The 18725-nt window shown below is 45.2% G+C and carries 18 protein-coding genes; 6 read left to right on the top strand and 12 right to left on the bottom strand.

What is annotated here, in order from left to right; all coding sequences use genetic code 11:
• Positions 1-221 precede the first annotated feature (221 nt).
• The 4 genes from ACRRSY_RS18025 to ACRRSY_RS18010 form a co-directional block, all read right to left on the bottom strand.
• Complete coding sequence (locus tag ACRRSY_RS18025) at positions 222-1061, bottom strand: cobalamin-binding protein (protein ID WP_432460041.1); 840 nt, start codon at positions 1059-1061, stop codon at positions 222-224.
• Positions 1048-1995 (bottom strand): cobalamin biosynthesis protein CobD/CbiB, encoded by a 948-nt coding sequence (locus ACRRSY_RS18020; RefSeq protein ID WP_432451876.1) that lies wholly within the window; start codon positions 1993-1995, stop codon positions 1048-1050. Before ACRRSY_RS18020 ends, ACRRSY_RS18025 begins: the two co-directional genes overlap by 14 nt.
• On the bottom strand, positions 1995-2693 hold the full coding sequence (mtnN, locus tag ACRRSY_RS18015) for a 5'-methylthioadenosine/S-adenosylhomocysteine nucleosidase (RefSeq protein ID WP_432451877.1): 699 nt from the start codon (positions 2691-2693) through the stop codon (positions 1995-1997). Before mtnN ends, ACRRSY_RS18020 begins: the two co-directional genes overlap by 1 nt.
• 63 nt (positions 2694-2756) lie before the next feature.
• Positions 2757-3185 (bottom strand): GNAT family N-acetyltransferase, encoded by a 429-nt coding sequence (locus ACRRSY_RS18010; protein ID WP_432451878.1) that lies wholly within the window; start codon positions 3183-3185, stop codon positions 2757-2759.
• 406 nt (positions 3186-3591) lie between these two features.
• On the opposite strand from ACRRSY_RS18010, the gene ACRRSY_RS18005 reads away from it, so the two are divergent.
• Entirely contained in the window at positions 3592-4869 is a 1278-nt protein-coding gene (locus ACRRSY_RS18005; RefSeq protein WP_432460040.1) for an NAD(P)/FAD-dependent oxidoreductase, read from the top strand.
• An 82-nt stretch (positions 4870-4951) separates the two neighbouring features.
• On the opposite strand, the gene tyrS is transcribed toward ACRRSY_RS18005, so the two are convergent.
• Entirely contained in the window at positions 4952-6235 is a 1284-nt protein-coding gene (tyrS, locus tag ACRRSY_RS18000) for a tyrosine--tRNA ligase (RefSeq protein WP_432451880.1), read from the bottom strand.
• Between the two features lie 172 nt (positions 6236-6407).
• Positions 6408-6791 (bottom strand): DUF2750 domain-containing protein, encoded by a 384-nt coding sequence (locus tag ACRRSY_RS17995; RefSeq protein ID WP_432451881.1) that lies wholly within the window; start codon positions 6789-6791, stop codon positions 6408-6410.
• A gap of 172 nt (positions 6792-6963) precedes the next feature.
• Between ACRRSY_RS17995 and ACRRSY_RS17990 the strand changes: the two genes are divergently transcribed.
• Positions 6964-7884 (top strand): TIGR01212 family radical SAM protein, encoded by a 921-nt coding sequence (locus ACRRSY_RS17990; protein WP_432463762.1) that lies wholly within the window; start codon positions 6964-6966, stop codon positions 7882-7884.
• A gap of 93 nt (positions 7885-7977) precedes the next feature.
• The gene (locus ACRRSY_RS17985; RefSeq protein ID WP_432460037.1) at positions 7978-9771 is read left to right on the top strand and encodes a sensor domain-containing diguanylate cyclase; all 1794 of its coding nucleotides are present in this window, start codon (positions 7978-7980) and stop codon (positions 9769-9771) included.
• A gap of 21 nt (positions 9772-9792) precedes the next feature.
• Here ACRRSY_RS17985 and folE2 read toward each other — a convergent pair whose 3' ends face one another.
• Positions 9793-10719, bottom strand: a complete 927-nt coding sequence (gene folE2, locus ACRRSY_RS17980) for a GTP cyclohydrolase FolE2 (RefSeq protein ID WP_432451884.1) — start codon at positions 10717-10719, stop codon at positions 9793-9795.
• Between the two features lie 179 nt (positions 10720-10898).
• Between folE2 and arcB the strand changes: the two genes are divergently transcribed.
• A complete protein-coding gene (gene arcB / locus ACRRSY_RS17975; protein ID WP_432460036.1) occupies positions 10899-13295 on the top strand; it encodes an aerobic respiration two-component sensor histidine kinase ArcB in 2397 nt (798 codons plus the stop codon).
• A 100-nt stretch (positions 13296-13395) separates the two neighbouring features.
• Here arcB and ACRRSY_RS17970 read toward each other — a convergent pair whose 3' ends face one another.
• Positions 13396-14190, bottom strand: a complete 795-nt coding sequence (locus ACRRSY_RS17970; RefSeq protein WP_432460035.1) for a sterol desaturase family protein — start codon at positions 14188-14190, stop codon at positions 13396-13398.
• A gap of 91 nt (positions 14191-14281) precedes the next feature.
• On the opposite strand from ACRRSY_RS17970, the gene ACRRSY_RS17965 reads away from it, so the two are divergent.
• Positions 14282-14692, top strand: coding sequence for a GAF domain-containing protein (locus ACRRSY_RS17965; protein ID WP_432463761.1), 411 nt, complete (start codon positions 14282-14284; stop codon positions 14690-14692).
• Positions 14693-14859: 167 nt separating this feature from the next.
• Positions 14860-16059, top strand: a complete 1200-nt coding sequence (locus ACRRSY_RS17960; RefSeq protein ID WP_432460032.1) for an HD-GYP domain-containing protein — start codon at positions 14860-14862, stop codon at positions 16057-16059.
• 117 nt (positions 16060-16176) lie between these two features.
• On the opposite strand, the gene ACRRSY_RS17955 is transcribed toward ACRRSY_RS17960, so the two are convergent.
• From ACRRSY_RS17955 to ACRRSY_RS17940, 4 genes are all read right to left on the bottom strand, one after another.
• Complete coding sequence (locus ACRRSY_RS17955) at positions 16177-16623, bottom strand: copper chaperone PCu(A)C (RefSeq protein ID WP_432460031.1); 447 nt, start codon at positions 16621-16623, stop codon at positions 16177-16179.
• Between the two features lie 11 nt (positions 16624-16634).
• Positions 16635-17240, bottom strand: coding sequence for an SCO family protein (locus ACRRSY_RS17950; RefSeq protein ID WP_432463760.1), 606 nt, complete (start codon positions 17238-17240; stop codon positions 16635-16637).
• Complete coding sequence (locus ACRRSY_RS17945; RefSeq protein ID WP_432460029.1) at positions 17237-17689, bottom strand: hypothetical protein; 453 nt, start codon at positions 17687-17689, stop codon at positions 17237-17239. The genes ACRRSY_RS17950 and ACRRSY_RS17945 overlap by 4 nt, the downstream gene beginning before the upstream one ends.
• 313 nt (positions 17690-18002) lie before the next feature.
• Positions 18003-18608 (bottom strand): acetate uptake transporter, encoded by a 606-nt coding sequence (locus ACRRSY_RS17940; protein ID WP_432463759.1) that lies wholly within the window; start codon positions 18606-18608, stop codon positions 18003-18005.
• Between the last annotated feature and the right edge of the window lie 117 nt (positions 18609-18725).

Here is an 18725-nt window from a genome sequence, read left to right as displayed (position 1 = left end):
CGATTTATAAACATAATGTTGTGGTCGTTAAGCGCTCAGGATAATGATTGGTACATTGAGGGAAAGTTGAGTTATTGGTGAAATAAATCGCTAACAGGATGCTTATTGGAGGCTATCTGTGTTGAAGTTTTGTTTATACTCATTGTTCAGGTAAAGCTGGCACAAGACTTTCATTAGTTCATCTGAAGATTTTTCTTCACTCGTATATGCTCTCGTCCCACTCAGTTATCTGAGTGGGTTTTTTTTCGAGTTTTTTCTAGAACATCACATAGCTCAGTTAAGCTTTCGAGAGTGCGTAGTGTTAGCCGATGTGCTTTATCGGGATCTAAATGATAGATGGTTTGCTGCTGTACTGCTTGTAGTTGCGGCCATTTATTCCAGAAGTGATTGAATGCCCACTGAGCCACAATGATTGCCTGTGGATTGGCGGCCAATACCAACTCTTCAGATAATAAGGGATAAGGTGCTGGCGCTTCGGCCATAATATTCTCACCGCCGCATAAGCGGATCCCATCGTTAATCCAACTCTTGGCTGAAATACTGCGTAGTGGATTGTGCCATAGTTGATAAAAGACACTGACCTTGGGCCGAGTTTGGTAGCGTTGTTGAAGTTGCTTCAGAATTTGTTGGCTTTGTTGACTGAGTCGCAGACCTTGCTGCGGCTCTCCTAGGGCTCGCCCCAGTTGTAATATTTCTTGTGGTAGTTGCAGCAGTGTTTTGGGAGCCGATACGTAGACAGCAATATTGAGTGCCGCTAATTTCTGAGCGAGACCTTTTTGATTCCCCTGTTGCCATACCAACACTAAATCGGGCTGCAAGGCCAAAATGCTCTCTAAACTAATGTATTGGTAGTTACCTATTCGCGGTAGAGATTTCGCCGCCTTAGGGTAGTCGGCGTAATCTACGGTGGCAATCAGACGATTGCCAGCACCTAAGGAATACACTAGTTCGGTCAAGTGAGGGGCTAAGGATATAATACGTTGTGGTTTGCTTACCGCGAAGCTGTTAAAACTGAAGCAAAGTCCTGCAATGAGCAGCCAAATTCCTCTATAAGTAGACAATACGCGCCACATAGATTGGGCTGAGTAACAATAAAAATAACAAAGCACTCATATTCAGTTTTAAGGCTAGTCGGTCTAATTCAGCGGCTTTGGGATAATGTTTACTAGGGCCAAATCTAGCTTGTTCAACTTTTTTTTGTTGATAAAGGCGAGGCCCTCCAAGCTCACTTTGTAGACTAGACGCGGCGACGCCGAGCAATTGACCGCTGCTGCTGTAGGGCCAGCGAAATCCTTGCTTACCTGCTGTGAAGTTGCGTCCGTAATGACCATAGCAGCAAAAAATTAAACTGAGTATGCGGAAGGGGAGCCAGCTAAAGGTTTGATAAAGAATGCTCGCAGTGCGACCAAATTGTCGATATTGCACTAGCTTGGGGTTCCAAGTTTGATGTAACTCGCAGACTAAGCGATAGCTTAAGGCTGGAACGATACCGCCGACCATAAACCAAAAAATCACCCCAAACCAATTGCTAGCTAAGCGGAGAAGCAGCATCTCGGCGCTGGCTTTGGCTACCCCCACTGCCGAAAGCTCTTCACAATCGCGCAGTACCCAAGGGCGAAGTAAGCTGCGGGCTTGCTGATGCTGCTGCCTATTGATCAGCAAAGTGATTTTGTGATAGCTGTGCATTGGTTGTTGCCATTGCAATAAACACAGTAATAACAAGGGGTCAACCAGCATTGTTAAGGGATTCAGTTGATTAAACAGAACTAAGCCTATGGCTAAAGGTAGCACTAGGGTAAACAAGGCCATGCTGCCAGCTAGACGCTGTTGTCTGGTTCCATTACTGCTCCGATTGACTTTTTGCGCTAACAGCTCGGCTAAGCGACCAACAACCAACAAGGGTTGCTTGAACAGCTGGCCGCTGATCAGTCGCTCTAAGGCAATGCCGAGTAAAGGGATGCTAAGGCTGAACCAAAGCCAAGAGCTTTCATCCATTAGCGTTGCAGCTGTTGCAACATCGCTAGCACAAGGGCGGTAGAGTGCTTGGCTGCGGTTTCTAAAAATTCATCAAAAGACGCGGGTGATTCTTTACCAGCAATATCCGATAAAGCACGGATCACAACAAAGGGCACTTTGGCTAAATGGCAAACCTGAGCGATTGCCGCTCCTTCCATTTCCACCGCCATCATATTGGGGAAGTCAGCGCGGGCTTTTGCTACTCGCTCTGGGTCGGCCATGAAAATATCACCAGTACAAATTAAACCTCGGACGATTTGATGCCCCGATAGTTGTTGAGCGGCCTGCTCGGCAAGCTCAATTAACTTGCTATCGGCCTTATAGGCGGCGGGGTTGGCTGGTAGTTGACCCATTTCGTAGTTAAATGCGGTGAGGTCAACATCGTGGTAACGCAGCTCCTCAGAAATGACTACATCACCCACTTTTAGCTTGGGATCGAAGCCGCCAGCAGAACCAGTATTAATCACTTGGCTGGGCTGGTAGCGCTGCAATAATACGGTGGTGGCGATCGCTGCGGCAACTTTACCAATACCAGAGCGAGTGACCACAACGGGATGCTGATTAATCTCTCCACTATAGAACTCACAACCTGCAAAGCTGTAGGTCTCACAGTTGTTGATTAGTTCGCGAAGTGCTACCACTTCTTGTTCCATTGCACCAATAATTGCCGTTGTCATAAGTGTCTCTGTAGTTAAAGAAGAAATCCGCCAGATTTTATCATAAGCCGATGGGATAGACAGCTATAGATCGCGCACAAACACGTGTTGTGATTTGCGATGTTTAAAGCCGATATGTTGATAAAATTGGTTGGCCTGTTCACGAGTGGTATCGCAACGGACCCGAATTTCACCTACCCCGCGACTGTTTGCCCAATGGCGGCATTGTTTCACTAAGTGGCGGCCAATGCCTTGTTTTTGGTAGTTCAAGTCGACAGCCATGCCACTAATTTCGGCAAAAGGAAGTGAGCCTAAACGTAAGGCTACATAAACATGTACCCAGCCAATCACTTGCTCTTGTTCATTGAGGTAAACAAAAGATTGATGGGCAGGGTTTTCCAAAATGGCATGAATGTTCGGTAATACAGTTTGTGCCGTTGGGTGGTAGCCAAGTTGTTCAGCCAATTTGGCCACTGCGCTGGCATCTTCTTCACGAATGGGACGAATATGCATAGTTTTCCTTATGTTCGTTAAAATTCACTATTATTTTTATCAGTCAATAGTTACCGCCTTCTGCGGCAGACTGCAAGCAGCTTAGGTAAGATTTATGACTTTTTTAAGTCTGTTACAGGGATTTTGTTGCCAGAAGCTTGTTGCAAGTGTAATTGTCCCGAGAAATCAGCGGCGAAATCGGTATTCGTCTCATCATTAACTTCGCTATATTATCCTTGTTTATTGAGGGCTTAGTATTATCTATCAAGCTTTCTGACTCTGCATTACAGCTAGAGAGCTGCGAAATAATGTAAAACGGCGTGGGTCACATTTCTGTATCGCTATAGACAATAGTCGTATTGTAGGGTTTTCTAAATTAGTCTTTACTAATTTAAATTCTCAGCTTGTTATAGCAGGAGTTCGTTAGATGTCGCATATTGTGGTATTGGGTGCCGGATTGGGTGGTTTAGCGGGGGCTTACGATCTTAGAAATAGATTGGGTAAATCACATCAGATCACGGTGGTAAATGAGTACCCCGCATTTCATTTTGTTCCTTCTAATCCATGGGTGGCGGTGGGATGGCGAAAGCCAGAACAGATCTGTATTGATTTACTTAAGCCTTTGACTAATAAACAGATTGACTTGGTGGTGGGACGAGCGACTTTACTAGATGCTGCACATAATCGGTTGGAGATAGAAGGGGCTGATGACTTGCAATATGACTATCTGGTGATCGCAACTGGGCCCAAATTAGCTTTTGAGCTGATTGAAGGTGCAGGGCCTGTGGGCGGTTTTACTCAGTCGGTTTGTACCTTAGGGCACTCGATCGAATGCTATCAAGATGTGCAAAAGCTCATCGAAAACCCCGGTCCAGTGGTCGTGGGGGCTTTTCAAGGCGCGAGTTGTTTTGGTCCTGCCTATGAGTATGCACTGATTTTAGATAAGGCGCTGCGGGATGCGAAAATCAGGCATAAAGTCCCGATGACCTTTGTGAGTCCAGAGCCTTATATTGGTCATTTGGGGCTGGGTGGGGTCGCTGACTCTAAATCGATGTTGGAAAGTCAGCTGCGTAATCGGCACATAAAATGGGTGGTTAATGCCAAAGTTGAGCGGGTGAGTGAAGGGAGCATGCGAGTGGCTGAATGTGATCACCAAGGAGAGCTGAGAGACATCCATGATTTAGCATTTGTACATGCGATGTTGATCCCTCCTTTTAAAGGAGTTGAGGTGGTGGCTCAGGTACCAGAACTGTGTAATGAGAAAGGCTTCGTTAAGATAGATGAGTTTCAGCGCTCTCCCCATTATCCAAATATTTTCTCGGCTGGTGTTTGTGTAGCGATCCCGCCTGTTGAAGTTACCCCAGTGCCACTAGGCACACCAAAAACCGGTTATATGATTGAGTCGATGATGACCGCGATTGCAGAAAATATTCATGCCGATTTAACTCAGCAACCAGCCACAGCAAAAGGCAGCTGGAATGCGGTTTGTTTGGCCGATACCGGGGATGGTGGGATCGCATTTGTGGCGATGCCACAGATCCCTCCGCGTAATGTCACTTGGTTTGCCCAAGGCAAATGGGTGCACTTAGCCAAGGTTGGTTTTGAAAAATACTTTATGCATAAGATGAGAGCTGGAACCAGCGAGACATTTTACGAGAAGTTTGTGATGAAAAAGCTTGGCATCGAGCGTTTAGAAGATGAGTAGTTTATAGCACGCTGATCTTCGAGGATTGACCAACAATAAAGGTGCTGTATTTTGCGGCACCTTTATTGTTGAGTTCTATTGTTTAAGCCCAAATCACCAAGCTGAACAGCTTTTTACCGCGCTTTATTAAGGTGTATTTGCCAAACAATGCGCCGTTTGCACTCAGCTCTGCCATTGGGTCAGTGACTTTCTCGCCATTAATGGCAACCGCACCATTACCAATGAATTCACGCGCCATCTTGTTCGATTTTGCCAGTTCGGTGGCGGTTAATAGCTCAACCAAGCTGGCTTGTGTTTGCTCAATTTGACGACAGGGTAAGCCATCTTGGGCCAGCTGCTCTAAGTCTGATTCGCTGAGCGAGCTTAAGTCACCAGAAAATAGCGCTTGGGTGATCCGCTCTGAAGAGGCTAAACCTTCTTCACCATGTACTAAGCGGGTGACTTCACGAGCTAAGATGGCTTGCGCTTCAGGTCGGCCCTGAGCACTTTTATCACGCTCTTCAATGGCAGCAATCTCTGCAACACTTAAGAAGGTGAAGTAACGAAGGAATTGGTAAACATCGGCATCGGCGCTGTTAATCCAAAACTGGTAGAATGCGTAAGGAGAGGTACGTTTAGGATCGAGCCAAATTGTGCCAGTCTCAGTTTTACCAAATTTAGTGCCATCGGCTTTGGTGACGAGCGGCATGGTTAAACCATAGACTTTATTGCCATACATACGGCGCGCCAGATCGATACCGCCAGTAATATTCCCCCACTGATCGGAGCCACCAATTTGCAGGGTGGTATTTTCTTTGTCGCTCAACTCGGCAAAATCGAAAGATTGCAGCAACATATAGCTAAACTCGGTGAAAGAAATGCCCGATTCATCGCGGTCGATACGCTGCTTCACCGACTCTTTCTTGATCATTGCATTTACGCTGAAGTGTTTACCCACACCGCGCATGAAATCAATCACGTTGACGTTGCCAGTCCAATCGAGGTTGTTAATCACTTTCGCCGCATTGTCTTGCTCGCCAAATTCAATAAATTGGCTGACTTGTTTTTGTAGCTTAGCAACCCAACCAGTCACCACTTCATCACTGTTGAGTTTACGTTCGGCCGCTTTAAAGCTTGGATCGCCAATTAAACCAGTTGCCCCACCCACTAGGGCTAAAGGTTTATGGCCTGCCAGTTGAAAACGCTTCAACATCAATAGTGGCACCAGGCTACCAATGTGTAGGCTGTCGGCGGTGGGGTCAAAGCCACAATACAGGGTGCGGGCTCCACTAGAAAGGTGTTCGGCCAGTTCTTCGTCGGCAGTACATTGGGCGACTAAACCACGCGCCTTAAGATCTTCTATTAATGGATTAACCGTTGTTGTCATAATTTAACCTGTATCTATTGCTGTGCCCACGGGGGCGGTGAACAAATTTCGAGCCGAAGATTCTACACTTAAGCTAGCGCTAAAAAAACAGCTTAATGCCGCTAACTGGCCTATTTAAGCTGAACTTGGGATGAATTGCCTGGTGCTTGGCTCGTTTCGCCTGATTTTGCGCTTATTTTATTTTGCCGCTTGAGAGTTCTTCGGCGAGATCGAGAGGCGCGACAATGGTCCCTTCTCCAGCAAAGCTGGGAGCAACGGCAATGTCGAAGCCATCTTGGCTCATACCGGGCGCCCATTTCTCGATAAAATCGTCGAGCGAAATTGCAAGCGATTGAAAGCTGGAATGATCTTTACTGGCCCAGTGTTCCGCAAATGCAGGTTCGCTCCATAGTAACAGGACTTTTTCTTCGCCGGTTTCGATGATTAAGCAACCCTGCTCATCACTTAAAGTCCATAGTTGTTGCGCTTGGCGAGCCTGCTCTACAAACGACTGGTAACGTTGTTTGCTGGTGAGACGGTTGTATTGCTCTATGGCGGCATTGTCGCTGCTACTCATATTGATTCCTAGGTGATAAATTGCGGCGCACAGTATAACAGCTCTGTTTGATCAAAATAGCCTTTAGATCTGTCGTTGGATTGATCTATGCCGATGCAGTGCTCGGCGCTTATCGCTAGACTGGCTTCCGTGATTTTAAGCTGGTTTTGGTCAACGTAGGTAAGTAGTTGTTGTGCAATTAGATTTATATGTAAATACGCTCGGGCGTCACTTAAAGCAGCAGTTTGCTGGAAAAGTCCGCAAACTTAGTGTGGATGGTGATTTTACCTGTCCTAATCGCGACGGTAGTATTGGCGTTGGCGGCTGTACTTTTTGTAACGTGGACTCCTTTGTGAAACCCGAACAAAAACGTTTATCAATTGCTGAGCAGCTGACTGCACGTAAAGCTGAAATGAAACATAAAAATATCGCTTATCTCGCCTATTTTCAGGCCTATACTAGCACCTATGCTGAGATTGAATATTTACGTTCGATGTATCAGCAGGCTTTAAATGACCCATCGGTGGTGGGCTTGTGCATTGGTACTCGCCCAGATTGTGTGCCTGATGCGGTATTAGAAATGTTGGCCGAATTTCAGCAGCAAGGTAAAGAAGTGTGGCTGGAGTTAGGAGTACAAACCGCCCACAATGAAACCTTGAAGCGAATTAATCGAGGGCATGATTTTGCGGCTTTTGAACAAACGGTGGCGCGGGCTCAGCGACACAAAATTAAGGTTTGCGCGCATTTAATTTTAGGTTTGCCAGGAGAAACGCTAACGCATTACATGCAATCGCTTGAGGCTGTATTGGCTTTGGATATTGCAGGTATTAAGCTACATCCCTTACACGTGGTGGAAGGCAGTACCATGGCTAAGGCTTGGCGAGCGGGTCGTTTAAGCACCATGAGCCAAGCTGAATACGTGAGCGCAGCGGTAAAGTTGATCCAGCATACGCCGCCACATGTGGTGTTTCATCGGGTGAGTGCGCATTCACGCCCTCCCATATTATTAGCGCCAGAGTGGTGCCAGAATAAATGGTGGGCACTCACCGATATTGCGAAAGCACTGGCTGAACAAGGCGCTCAAGGAACAGCCTTAGCCACTAAAGTTACTTAGTGTGTGACGTAATTACTTGTTTCATAATAGAATAGTTCCATATTTTGCATTATCAGGTAAAGTAGTCTACAGCTGCAGAAAAATGGACGATTGATGCAAGAGACTTTTTATCCGGCGATTTGGATGCAATTCACTATCGCGGCGCTAAGCGCATTGTTAATTACGGTGATTATTCTCTGGGGCTTGGCACGTCGACGGATCCTTATCCAGCAGGCTGCGATGGTCAAGTCTCCCGCAGCACAACTGATGTTAGATGCGAACACCAAAGAAGTTGTGTTTGCTAATCCCCGCTTTTGTGAGTTGCTACAGCTGACGAATAACGGTAAAGCTTGGGTTTTCTCTGAGTCTCGGCATCTCACGCAATTGATTGACTTGCTTCAACCTTATACGGCTTCACAGAAGATGGAAGGGGTGCACTGGCAGCTCGAGTCTCCACCACAAGCCAAGGTATTATTACTTTACGCCAGTTTAAGTGTGCACGGTTGTCGAGAGCTATGGTTTATTAATGCTTATGAGAATGCGCAAGGCTTTGCCTATCTAAATCGAATAGAGCAAGAACAGAAGTTGTTTGCAGATGTACTTCATTCCATTCCAGAGTTTATTTATTTTAAAGATGCTAATGAACGTCTACTGGGCTGTAATCAGGCTTGGGCAGGGTTCCACGGCCTAAAACCCTCTGAATTAACAGGCAAGCGTTTAAGTGATTTTCTGACGCACTACGAGTTAGGGCGTAGCCAATTACATGATCAACAGGTACTCGCGGGAGAACCATGCCAGTACACCGAGTGGTTTAGCGCGCCAGATAGTCGACAAATTTTATTACAAAATAATGTTTACCCACTTAAGAATCAGCATGATGAAGTCACTGGAGTACTGAATGTTTCTTATGATGTGACCAAGTGGCATGAGTTGAACCGTAAACTGGAACAAGAAAACCAAAATCGAATTAGTTCCGAGAAAAAGCTCGGGCGACAAAACAATCTGATCCGTACGGTATTTCATTCAACGCCAGACCCACTTGGGTTTATCGATGATAAAGGCAACTTTATTGGCGGGAATGAACCCTTTGCCAAGATGTTTGGTTACACCAGTGACGATTTGCATGGCAAGCATCTCACCGAAGTTTTAAGTGAAGAACAATTAGAGCAGCATCAACAGCAAAATCGACAAATTTTAGAAACCGGTAAACCGCTCCGTTATGAAGAATTGGTTTATCTCGATGATGGTCATCAGATCTGGTATGAAGTGATCAAAGGACCTTATCTCGATGATGAGAGCGGTGAAAAGGGGATTATTTTTATCACCCGTGATGTGACGGAGCGAAAAACCACCGAACAACAGCTGGCTGATGCAATTATGCAGCTTCAAGAATTGAGTTTTATTGATAGCTTAACCCAGGTGGCCAACCGGCGTAGTTTTGATGAAAAATTGCAGCAGTTATGGGTCACCCATCGTCGCGAGGGAATTGAGCTCAGCCTGCTGTTGTTAGATATTGATTGTTTTAAGCAATATAACGATAACTATGGTCACCAGCTGGGGGACGATGCGCTACGTCAAGTGGCGAAAATAATTAGTCGTTCGGTGAAGCGTGGTTCTGATTTAGTCGCGCGTTATGGCGGAGAAGAGTTCGCTATTTTATTACCAAACACCAGCTTGGATGGGGCTAAAATTATCGCAAATAATGTACTTGAATATCTCGATGAAGCACAAATACCTCATGAGTATTCAGGAGTGAAACCAATTATTTCGGTGAGTCTTGGGTTAGCTTGTATTGTCCCCGAGCAGGGGATGGATTATGGCGAATTAGTTCGAATTGCCGATTTGCAATTGTATCGCGCGAAACACCAAGGCAAGGCGCGTTTTTGCGCCGCCAGTGATAGTGTTTAGGGATGGCTCTATGCGATGTTGTTATTGTCCAGAGTAACCCTGCTTGATGCCTTTGGTCACAATGCTCACCGCATCGTGAGCATGTAAACTTTCTAAGTGGTTCACTCTCACCCAAAAATCACAGAAGTCTTGGCGTTGATTGAGACGGTGTTGTAAACGGCGAGCGGCATCTTCACAAAACATTAGGTTTTGTCCGTTAAGCCGAGCAAATTCTTGTTCGTCTTCGCGTTTTACGGCTGCTTGCACCGGGGTTTGTAAAGTATTTTCGACTTCATCAATTAAGCTAATTAATGGTAAGTCTTGAGCTTGAGTGCTTAGTTTCACTTTAATTTGGGCAATGCTGCGTTGGCTATGCGGGGTTGCGACTATTCCATCGGTGGTGCCCAACCAACGCTGAACGTCGGCTTTATCAACAGATTCTGAATCGAAGCGCTCGGCGAAGGCTTGCTGAATGAGTTGCCGTGATAAAGCAGCTGAGCAAGGGCAAGTCGAAGAGTAAGGGACTTCAACACTGAGTTCGATCTCGGTGAGCTGTTTCAGGCGGGTGGCTTTAATCTGCAGAGGATAGGCCTTCCAACCAGTTTTACCTGAAACTAAAGAACGGCGACGTAGGTGATAGTCGAAGTTAAAGCTTACTTGTGCGTGTTCGCTTAAATCTTGATGACTGGCAATAAACTGATCCAGTAAACTAGTTAAACCTGCATAATCTAATACCTGCTGATTTGAGAGTTGATCAAGGAGCAGGTATAAGCGAGACATATGAATGCCTTTGGCCTTTGGATCATCTAAGCTGACAAAGGCTTCGATGTGGGCGCTCACTCGACTGGGGGCCTGATCCTCAAATGCCACCATGATCGGCATTTCTATTTGGCTCATGCCAACCCAATCCAGTTGACCTTCTGTTTGGGCTTGGCTTGAATTAGCGATATCAGGCATTGCAGTAGACATGCACTTGGTACTCCACGGACGATTATGTGTTAATAAAGCCTTGTTCGATGGCTTTAGTTAAAAAAAGATGGGCTGTTATACCACAGAACCCTGTTTAATATTAACCATCTTTATCGTAGGGTATTTAGCTTGGCTACCCAAAAATGTAAGCGAATAGTGAAGATAAGGAAGCATTGTTAATGACGCCACTAAAAAAATTAGCCACCTATTATGTGCATTTATTGTCTCGTCTGGGCGTGGTTAAGTTTAGCATTAGCCTTGCGGCAGCGATTATCATGGTGGCTTTAGCGATTCAGATGAGCGTTACCTTTGCCCTTACCGGTAAAGTTTCGGCGGTGGATCTGATCCGCTCGGTATTTTTTGGTTTAATTATCACGCCTTGGGCGGTGTTTTTCATGTCGGTGGTGGTGGAACAAATTGAAGATTCTCGACAGCGTTTAAGCAAGGTTATTCGTAAGCTAGAGAAAATGCGTTCACGTGATTTACAACTTACCAATAAGTTAAAAGCCAACATTAGCCAGCTAAATAAAGAAATCGACGAACGTGAGAAAGCCGAGGCGGCTCGTCGTCAAGCGATTGTTAATTTGGAACAAGAGGTGAAACAACGTCAACTGGCTCAACAGGAGTTAGAAGAACATTCGGCCTTGCTGCGTAGCTTTATTGATAGTTCCCCTGACTTGGTTTATTACCGCAATGAACAAGGACAGTTTTCTGGATGCAACCTTGCCTTAGAGCGGTTGGTTGGCCGAACAGAAAAAAAATTAATAGGTTTGACCCCTTATGATGTTTATCCAGAGGATATTGCCGATAAAATTGTTGAAACCGATCACCAAGTGTTTGATAACGATGAGCCGCTGACCTACGAGCAATGGTTGGAATATCCCGATGGCCGAAAAGCTTTCTTTGAATTACGCAAAGTCCCTTTCTATGGTCGTAATGGTAATCGTTTAGGCCTATTGGGTTTTGGTCGAGATATTACCGAACGAATGCGTCATCAGGCGAATATAGAAAAGGCTAACCGCGATAAAACTCAGTTTATTTCTACGCTAAGCCATGAGTTGCGCACGCCACTCAATGGGGTCGTTGGTCTGAGCCAGATATTACTGGATACCGCACTGAATGATGCGCAGCGTAAGCATGTGAATACTATTTTATTAAGTGCCACCACGCTGGGTAATATTTTTAACGACATCATTGATTTAGATAAGCTCGATCGGCGTCGTTTTGCGGTGTCGATGGAACCTATGGATTTTAAGGCCTTGGTGAATGACATCGAAACCTTGACCGAAATGCAGTTGCAGAATAAAGGCTTAAGTTTTAAATTTGAACAAATAGGCCCGATCCCGAGCAGTATTGTCGGCGATCCGACCCGGTTGCGTCAGGTATTATGGAATCTGACCCAAAATGCGGTGAAGTTTACCGAAAAGGGAGCAGTCGGGTTGATGATTAAGGCACAGCCTTTGGCCGAGCAGCAAGTACAACTCGATATCAGTATTACCGATACCGGACCGGGCATTCCACAAAATCAGTTAGAACAAATCTTTGCCATGTATTACCAAGTGGAAGGCCGAAAATCTGCCACCGGTAGTGGTATTGGTTTGTCGGTGTCTCGTCAATTGGTTCGGGCGATGGGCGGAGATATTAAGGTCACGAGCAAGGAGGGGGAAGGCTCGTGTTTTACGGTCAGTCTCAAGGTTCAGTTGGACTCTATCCCCGATGAAGCGGAGCAAATAGACCATCCCCCTTTAGACATTTTATTAGTCGAAGATGTTGAGTTAAATGTCACCATCGCGAAAGCTTTGTTAGAAAAACTTGGCCACCATGTGGCGGTGGCAATGAATGGTAAGCAAGCCTTAGCGAGCTTTGATCCCGACTCGTTTGATTTAATATTGTTGGATATTCAGCTCCCTGATATGAGCGGTTTCGATATTGCTGAACGCTTACAACAAGACTACGCCAAAGAACAACTTCCGCCGATGGTGGCGTTGACCGCGAATGTGGTCAATAGCAAACAAGAGTTTGCTAAAGCTGGCATGGTGGATGTAATCCATAAACCGATCAACCGCAATGCGGTGGTTCATTGTTTGAATAATGTATTTGCTATTGGCCCACATGATGAGCCCTCCGAGACTCAACTAAATCCTAGCCAGGCCCTTAGTCGCAGTTCTCAGCCGGTATTAGATTTGGAACTGATTGAACAGTTTTGTAGTAGCATTGGCAGTCAGGTGCTTACCGATAGTGTTACTTTATTCAGGCAAGTGATGCCCGATTATATGCAAGTACTTGAAAGTAATTTGTTTGCGAAAGACCAGCAGGGAATTGCTTCCGAGGCTCATAAGATCAAAGGTGCCGCGGGTTCTATTGGTTTGGCTCGCATCCAGCGTTTGGCCAACAAAATTCAATCTCCCGAATTGCCAGCTTGGTGGGATAATGTTGACGATTGGATCCATCAGTTGAGCCATGATTACCCAGAGGATCTGAAGTTGTTAGATAAGGCTATCGAAGATTTTAGCTCGGCGGAAACCACCGAATCTAAGGATAGTCTCAACTTACCGCTACCGCTTGACCAAGACTAAAATGATCCACCCATATTTAATATTCGTTTCATCGTGATTGAGTCGATATGATATTGGTCGCTCCAGCGGCAGCCTCTCTAGCCCTGCTTAGTTTGCAGGCTTATTTGGCTGAACGAAAGGGGAGTGAGAGCAAGCCTTTGAGCTGCCGATTATCTTTGGCGTCGGGCCAGCCACTTAAGCCGAAACGAAGTTGCTGGTGGCCGAGTTTGGGTTGTGCAATGTAACTATTAAACCAGCGATCCCAGCATGACAGATTGAAGCCATAGTTACTATTATGCTCATTTATGCGTTGTGAATGATGTACCCGATGCATGTCGGGAGTAACCACGAATCGACGCAGTATCCCATCTAATTTGTTGGGGAGTTTCAAGTTGCTATGATTAAACATCGCCATACCATTGAGTATCACTTCAAATAAAAATACTGCCATCACTGGTGCGCCTAGCAGCAGAATGATTGCCAGTTTAATCGCCATCGACAGCAATATTTCAATCGGATGAAAGCGTAAGCCTAGGCTGACATCATAGTCTGGGTCGACATGATGCATCCGATGTATACGCCAAAGTACAGGGAGGGCATGAAATAAACGATGTTGCCAATAGATCGCAAAATCTAATAACAGAATACTCAGTGGGATACTCAAATAAGTATTGAAATTTAGTTGATTCAATACCCCCCATTGTTGCTCCGAGCTCCACATGGCTAAGCCGAAAGTACTGATTGGGAAGACTAATTTAACGCACACACCATTGACGATGATTAGCACAAAGTTAGCTGGCCAGCGTTGGCTGCGAGGAATTAAACGGGGGTGCCTTGGCCAGCGGATTTCTAGCAAGATAAATAAGCTAAGTAGGCTGACGAAAATGAGCATTCGCCATAGGTCAAAGTTGTGCATTGCTTGAGTATACCCGCTGGCTCTCAAACAACAACTCAACTTAGACTAAACTTAGTCACAGATATACACCCAGAGTCACTTGGAGTTGAGTATGTTAGACATTCAATTGTGGTTGAAGGATGCGATGGAAGATCTGGGCATGCAATTAGCCATTGTGAGTCAGGTCGAAGGTAATCACTACCGCGTCGTTGCAGCTTATTCGAGCTTAGATTTAGTTCGGCAAGGGGATGAGTTTGACGTTGACTCTACCTATTGTCGTGAAGTATTACGACAAGCTCAAACTGTAGCTTATGAGCGCGTTGGTGCGATTACCGAGATGTGCCTACATCCTTGTTATCAAGCCTTACATCTAGAAAGCTATATTGGAACCCCTTTAGAGAAAGATGGGAAAATTTTAGGAACTTTAAATTTTTCTTCGCTGACCGCGAGAGCAGCAGCCTTTACTGAGAAAGAGAAGACACACGTAGAAAGTTTGGCCAAAGAGTATTTAGCTTCGGTTTGATGAATCAATTTGTAAGCCATCGCCCAAAAATCATCATTTGTCGCTTTGTTGAGATAGATAACATTCTACACTTTAAATAGAGGCTTTTTTAAGCATAGATAATGCTGTCAATAGGTGTGGGCGTAAGTGCTCTTTGATTGGGTTGATTGACGGAGCCGTGGAACCATATGGTGAATTCGAGCTATGACATCAGAGTGGTTGATATTGATGCCTTGAAAAAAGGTATGTTTGTTGTTGCCATCGAATCGCAAACTGGTCATAGCCATGTGAGCCAATCAGGACTGATCACCCAAAATAGACAAATTACCCAATTAAAAAGTAAAGGGGTAAAAACGCTCAAAGTTGATTGGGCGCGTAGTATGTTTGAACAGCCTGTGCCTGCCCCCACTAACGGGCTAGAACGATCTGCAAGCAAGCCTCACATATCCAGTGATGAAACTCAGAAACGTTTGGCGAAGAAGCTATTTCATGAAGCTAAAGTGATACAAGGTAATTATTTTAAACAATTACAACATGGTGAAGCGATTGATATTGCTCCGATGGAACGGGTCGCTGAGAAGCTGATTGATTCATTAGAAAATCAAAGTAATGCAATGTTATGTTTAGCAAGGATCCGCGCCAAAGATCGATATTTAATGGAGCACTCGCTTAACGTAGGTATGCTGCTGGCCTATTTTGGAAGTTTTTTAGGCCAAAGTAAGGGCTTGCAAAAACAATTGCTCATGGGCGGAATGTTGCATGACATCGGTAAGATTTATACCCCCAATGCAATACTCCACAAACCAGATAAGTTAACTGAGCAAGAATTTATAATTATGCGGGAGCATGTGGTTCACAGTTATTCAATTTTGAGAATGCAAAAAGGGATTAGCAAAGTGATGCTGGATATCGCTAGTAATCATCATGAGCGCCTAGATGGTTTGGGTTATCCCCATCAAATAAGCGGTGAGCAATTGTCAACTTATACCCGGATGGCGAATATCATTGATTGTTATGATGCACTTACCGCCGATCGTGTTTACAAAAGTGGTATGCCTCCGACGGCAGCATTCCGTATTTTGTTAAAAGGTGTCGGTAGTCAGTTTGATAAACTGTTGGTTGAAAAATTTATCCGTTGTATGGGGGTTTACCCGGTTGGTACCTTAGTGAAGTTGATATCCGGGCGTTTGGGTTTAGTGGTAGCTCGTAATCAGCTTAAACCCTTGCAGCCAGTGTTGAAGCTAATTTATAGCGCGGTCTCGCATACCCACCTTGAAGTGACGACTTTGGACTTAAGTAAAGTTGAAAGTGAGGAAATAGAAGGGGCGGTATCAGCGCGTGATTACGATATCTGTTTAGATCATTATTTAGAATTGGCGGTTGGCTAAGCGCTTAGCCTGATTTGCTAAAGCGCTTATCTTCAAGCCTTGTTTCTCTTGTCGTTATCGCGCATTTGTATCTGCAACAAACATGAAAGGCCAAGGCTTAAAAGGCTCTTGCTCGTGTTACTGTGTCATTTTCATCATCGCCATGACGTTTTTTACCGGAACGTTCAGGTGCTGCTGACTGCCATCTGAAAAATTCAAGTACAGTTGTAGTTGCTCTCCCTCAACGAAGGCTTTCTGCAAATCAAATAACATTAAGTGAAAACCGCCGGGTTTTAACTCAATGGTCCCTTTTGCTGGGACTTCAATTTGCCGGACTTGACGCATCTGCATGATATCGCCATCCATTAACATAGTATGCAACTCGACTCGACCAGCAGCGGGTGTGCTTGCCGAAATTAAGCTAATCGCTTGCTCGGAAGTGTTATGCATACTGAGGAAAATAGCGCTCGTAGGGGCATTCGGGGGCGTAGCCCGAGCATAGGGCTCGCTAACTTCGAGAGTATCCGCCGCGAAGGCTAATTGTGTACTTAAAATAAAACTCAGTAGAATTAATAGAGGGCGCATAAGTAATCCTTTTAGGGTAGTAAGCGCTGAATTTGCTTAACCAGCGGCTTTGGATCGAGGGTATGAGGAACTTTCGCTAAGAGCTGGCCATCGGAGTCGAGAAAGTAAAAGAAGGAACTATGGTCAACACTATATTCTAACTGCGAATTGGGTGTATCAACGTACTTATAATACACTCCCAGGGCATGGGTTAAACCCAGTAGCTGACCTTCGTTTGGACTTAATCCAATGATGTCGGGATGAAAATAAGCGGCGTAGGTACTGACCGTTTTTGCGTCATCGCGTTTGGGGTCAACACTGATAAATAAGCTTTGTATTTTTTGTTGCTGTGCTTCGCTGGCCCCTTGTAAGGCGGCACTGAGGATCGCTAGTGATGTGGGGCAAACATCTGGGCAATGGGTAAAGCCAAAATAAGCGATATAAATCTGTTTATCATGGCTAAGCTGATGAAAACGCCCATCATCACTGTTGATTTTAAATAGATTGAGAGGGACTTTGACCGGAGGAGCCGCTGCTGTCATGTCTGCATCTTGTGGGCTTGTGGTCAGCCACTGGTAACTGGCGATGCCAGCGCCAAGGCTGATAATAAATAGGGCAATCCATGCTAGGTATTTCATTGACTATTAACCTCAAAACTAAGGGCAACGGGCTGCTGCGGATCAAGGGATACGATGTATCCTTTCCAGCGCATTTTTCCAGTATTACAAATTGGTAACAATAATTGGCCTAAATAGACGCCGTCTGCATTGGGCTTTAGTTGAACTTTTACCTCGCCCATATACATATCAACACCTTCCAGGCGCAGTTCTAGTGGCGGTGGCTGAGTGATATTGGTGGTTAAACGGATCGGGTGGACCAGCATGGCGGCCAGATTATCTCCGGGTAGCTTGAGTAACCACTGTTGCTGCTGGTCTTGCCATTGACATTGCCCCAACTTGAGCGTTGGGCAATCAAGATAACTAAGTTTTGTACTCGGGTCTTGCCAATAACTAAAGCCCAGACCTAAGCCAAAAGCACTACACACAATCGTGAGTACCAGAAAAACACTCTTAGTTGAACCAGTCAATTAAACAATCCATTGTCATCATAATGTTAAGCCATGGTAAAGCTAGGCTAATTTACTCCGCTTGAAATGATCTCTCAAGGCTTAATGCTGAAATAGTCTACTTGCTTAGGTTTTTTTGTTCGATAGAGGCGCTGAGAGCTTATTTGTAAGAGAAAGCAGTGACCAGTGGCAAGGAAGGGATTGTGGCGCAGTAAGCGTTGATATTAATCGCCCCAATCTCGAATTGATAAGAAAGGGGCTCATGTCGACCACGATCATGGCGTGTCAAGACGCCAGGTTTGTACCAAAAATTAGCTTGAAACCAGCAGCGCGATTAGGCGGCTACTTTGAGTGGTGCGTTATTGTTTTGTAATGCAAATGGGCGTCCTACAGGTAAGATGGTACGACCATATTCGGCGTTAAGAACCAGTGCCATACCAAAGTACATTGCCGATAAGCCACAGAAAATACCTTCAAATCCAGCGATGGTGCCAATGATTTCATTGCCAGTAAAATCATGTAATGCTAGTAAAGCAAATAACACGGTAAGGCTACCAAATACAATTTGTTTGGCGGTAGGGTAGCGCAATGAGCCCACAAACATGAAGGCGGTGAATAGGCCCCATAGGGTTAGGTACCAAGCCATGAAACCTGCTGGGCTTGGCTCTGCGAGGCCCATTTTAGGGAGTACGATTAACCCAACCAGTGTTAGCCAGAAAAGACCATAAGAAGTAAATGCTGTGGTGCCAAAAGTATCACCGCGTTTAAAGCACATGATTCCAACGATCACTTGTGATACTCCGCCGTAGAAAATCCCCATTGCGAGAATCATGGCATCGATGGGGAAAAAACCTGCATTGTGAATATTAAGTAAAACGGTGGTCATGCCGAAACCCATTAATCCTAGTGGTGCTGGGTTCGCGGGAGTAGTGTTGGTCATTGTGTATATTCCAAATAAAAGTAGCTAAAAACGCCGGAGCTGGTCGGGCGAGCATTATCTGAGCGAGTCTAATACTTAGGCGTGATCTAGATCAACTTTCGTGTGGTTATTTTTTAA

This window comes from Agarivorans sp. QJM3NY_33 (assembly GCF_050870865.2).
Lineage (GTDB): Bacteria > Pseudomonadota > Gammaproteobacteria > Enterobacterales > Celerinatantimonadaceae > Agarivorans.
The sequence above is the reverse complement of the archived record's forward strand: the minus strand, read 5'-3'. Positions and strand labels throughout refer to the sequence as shown.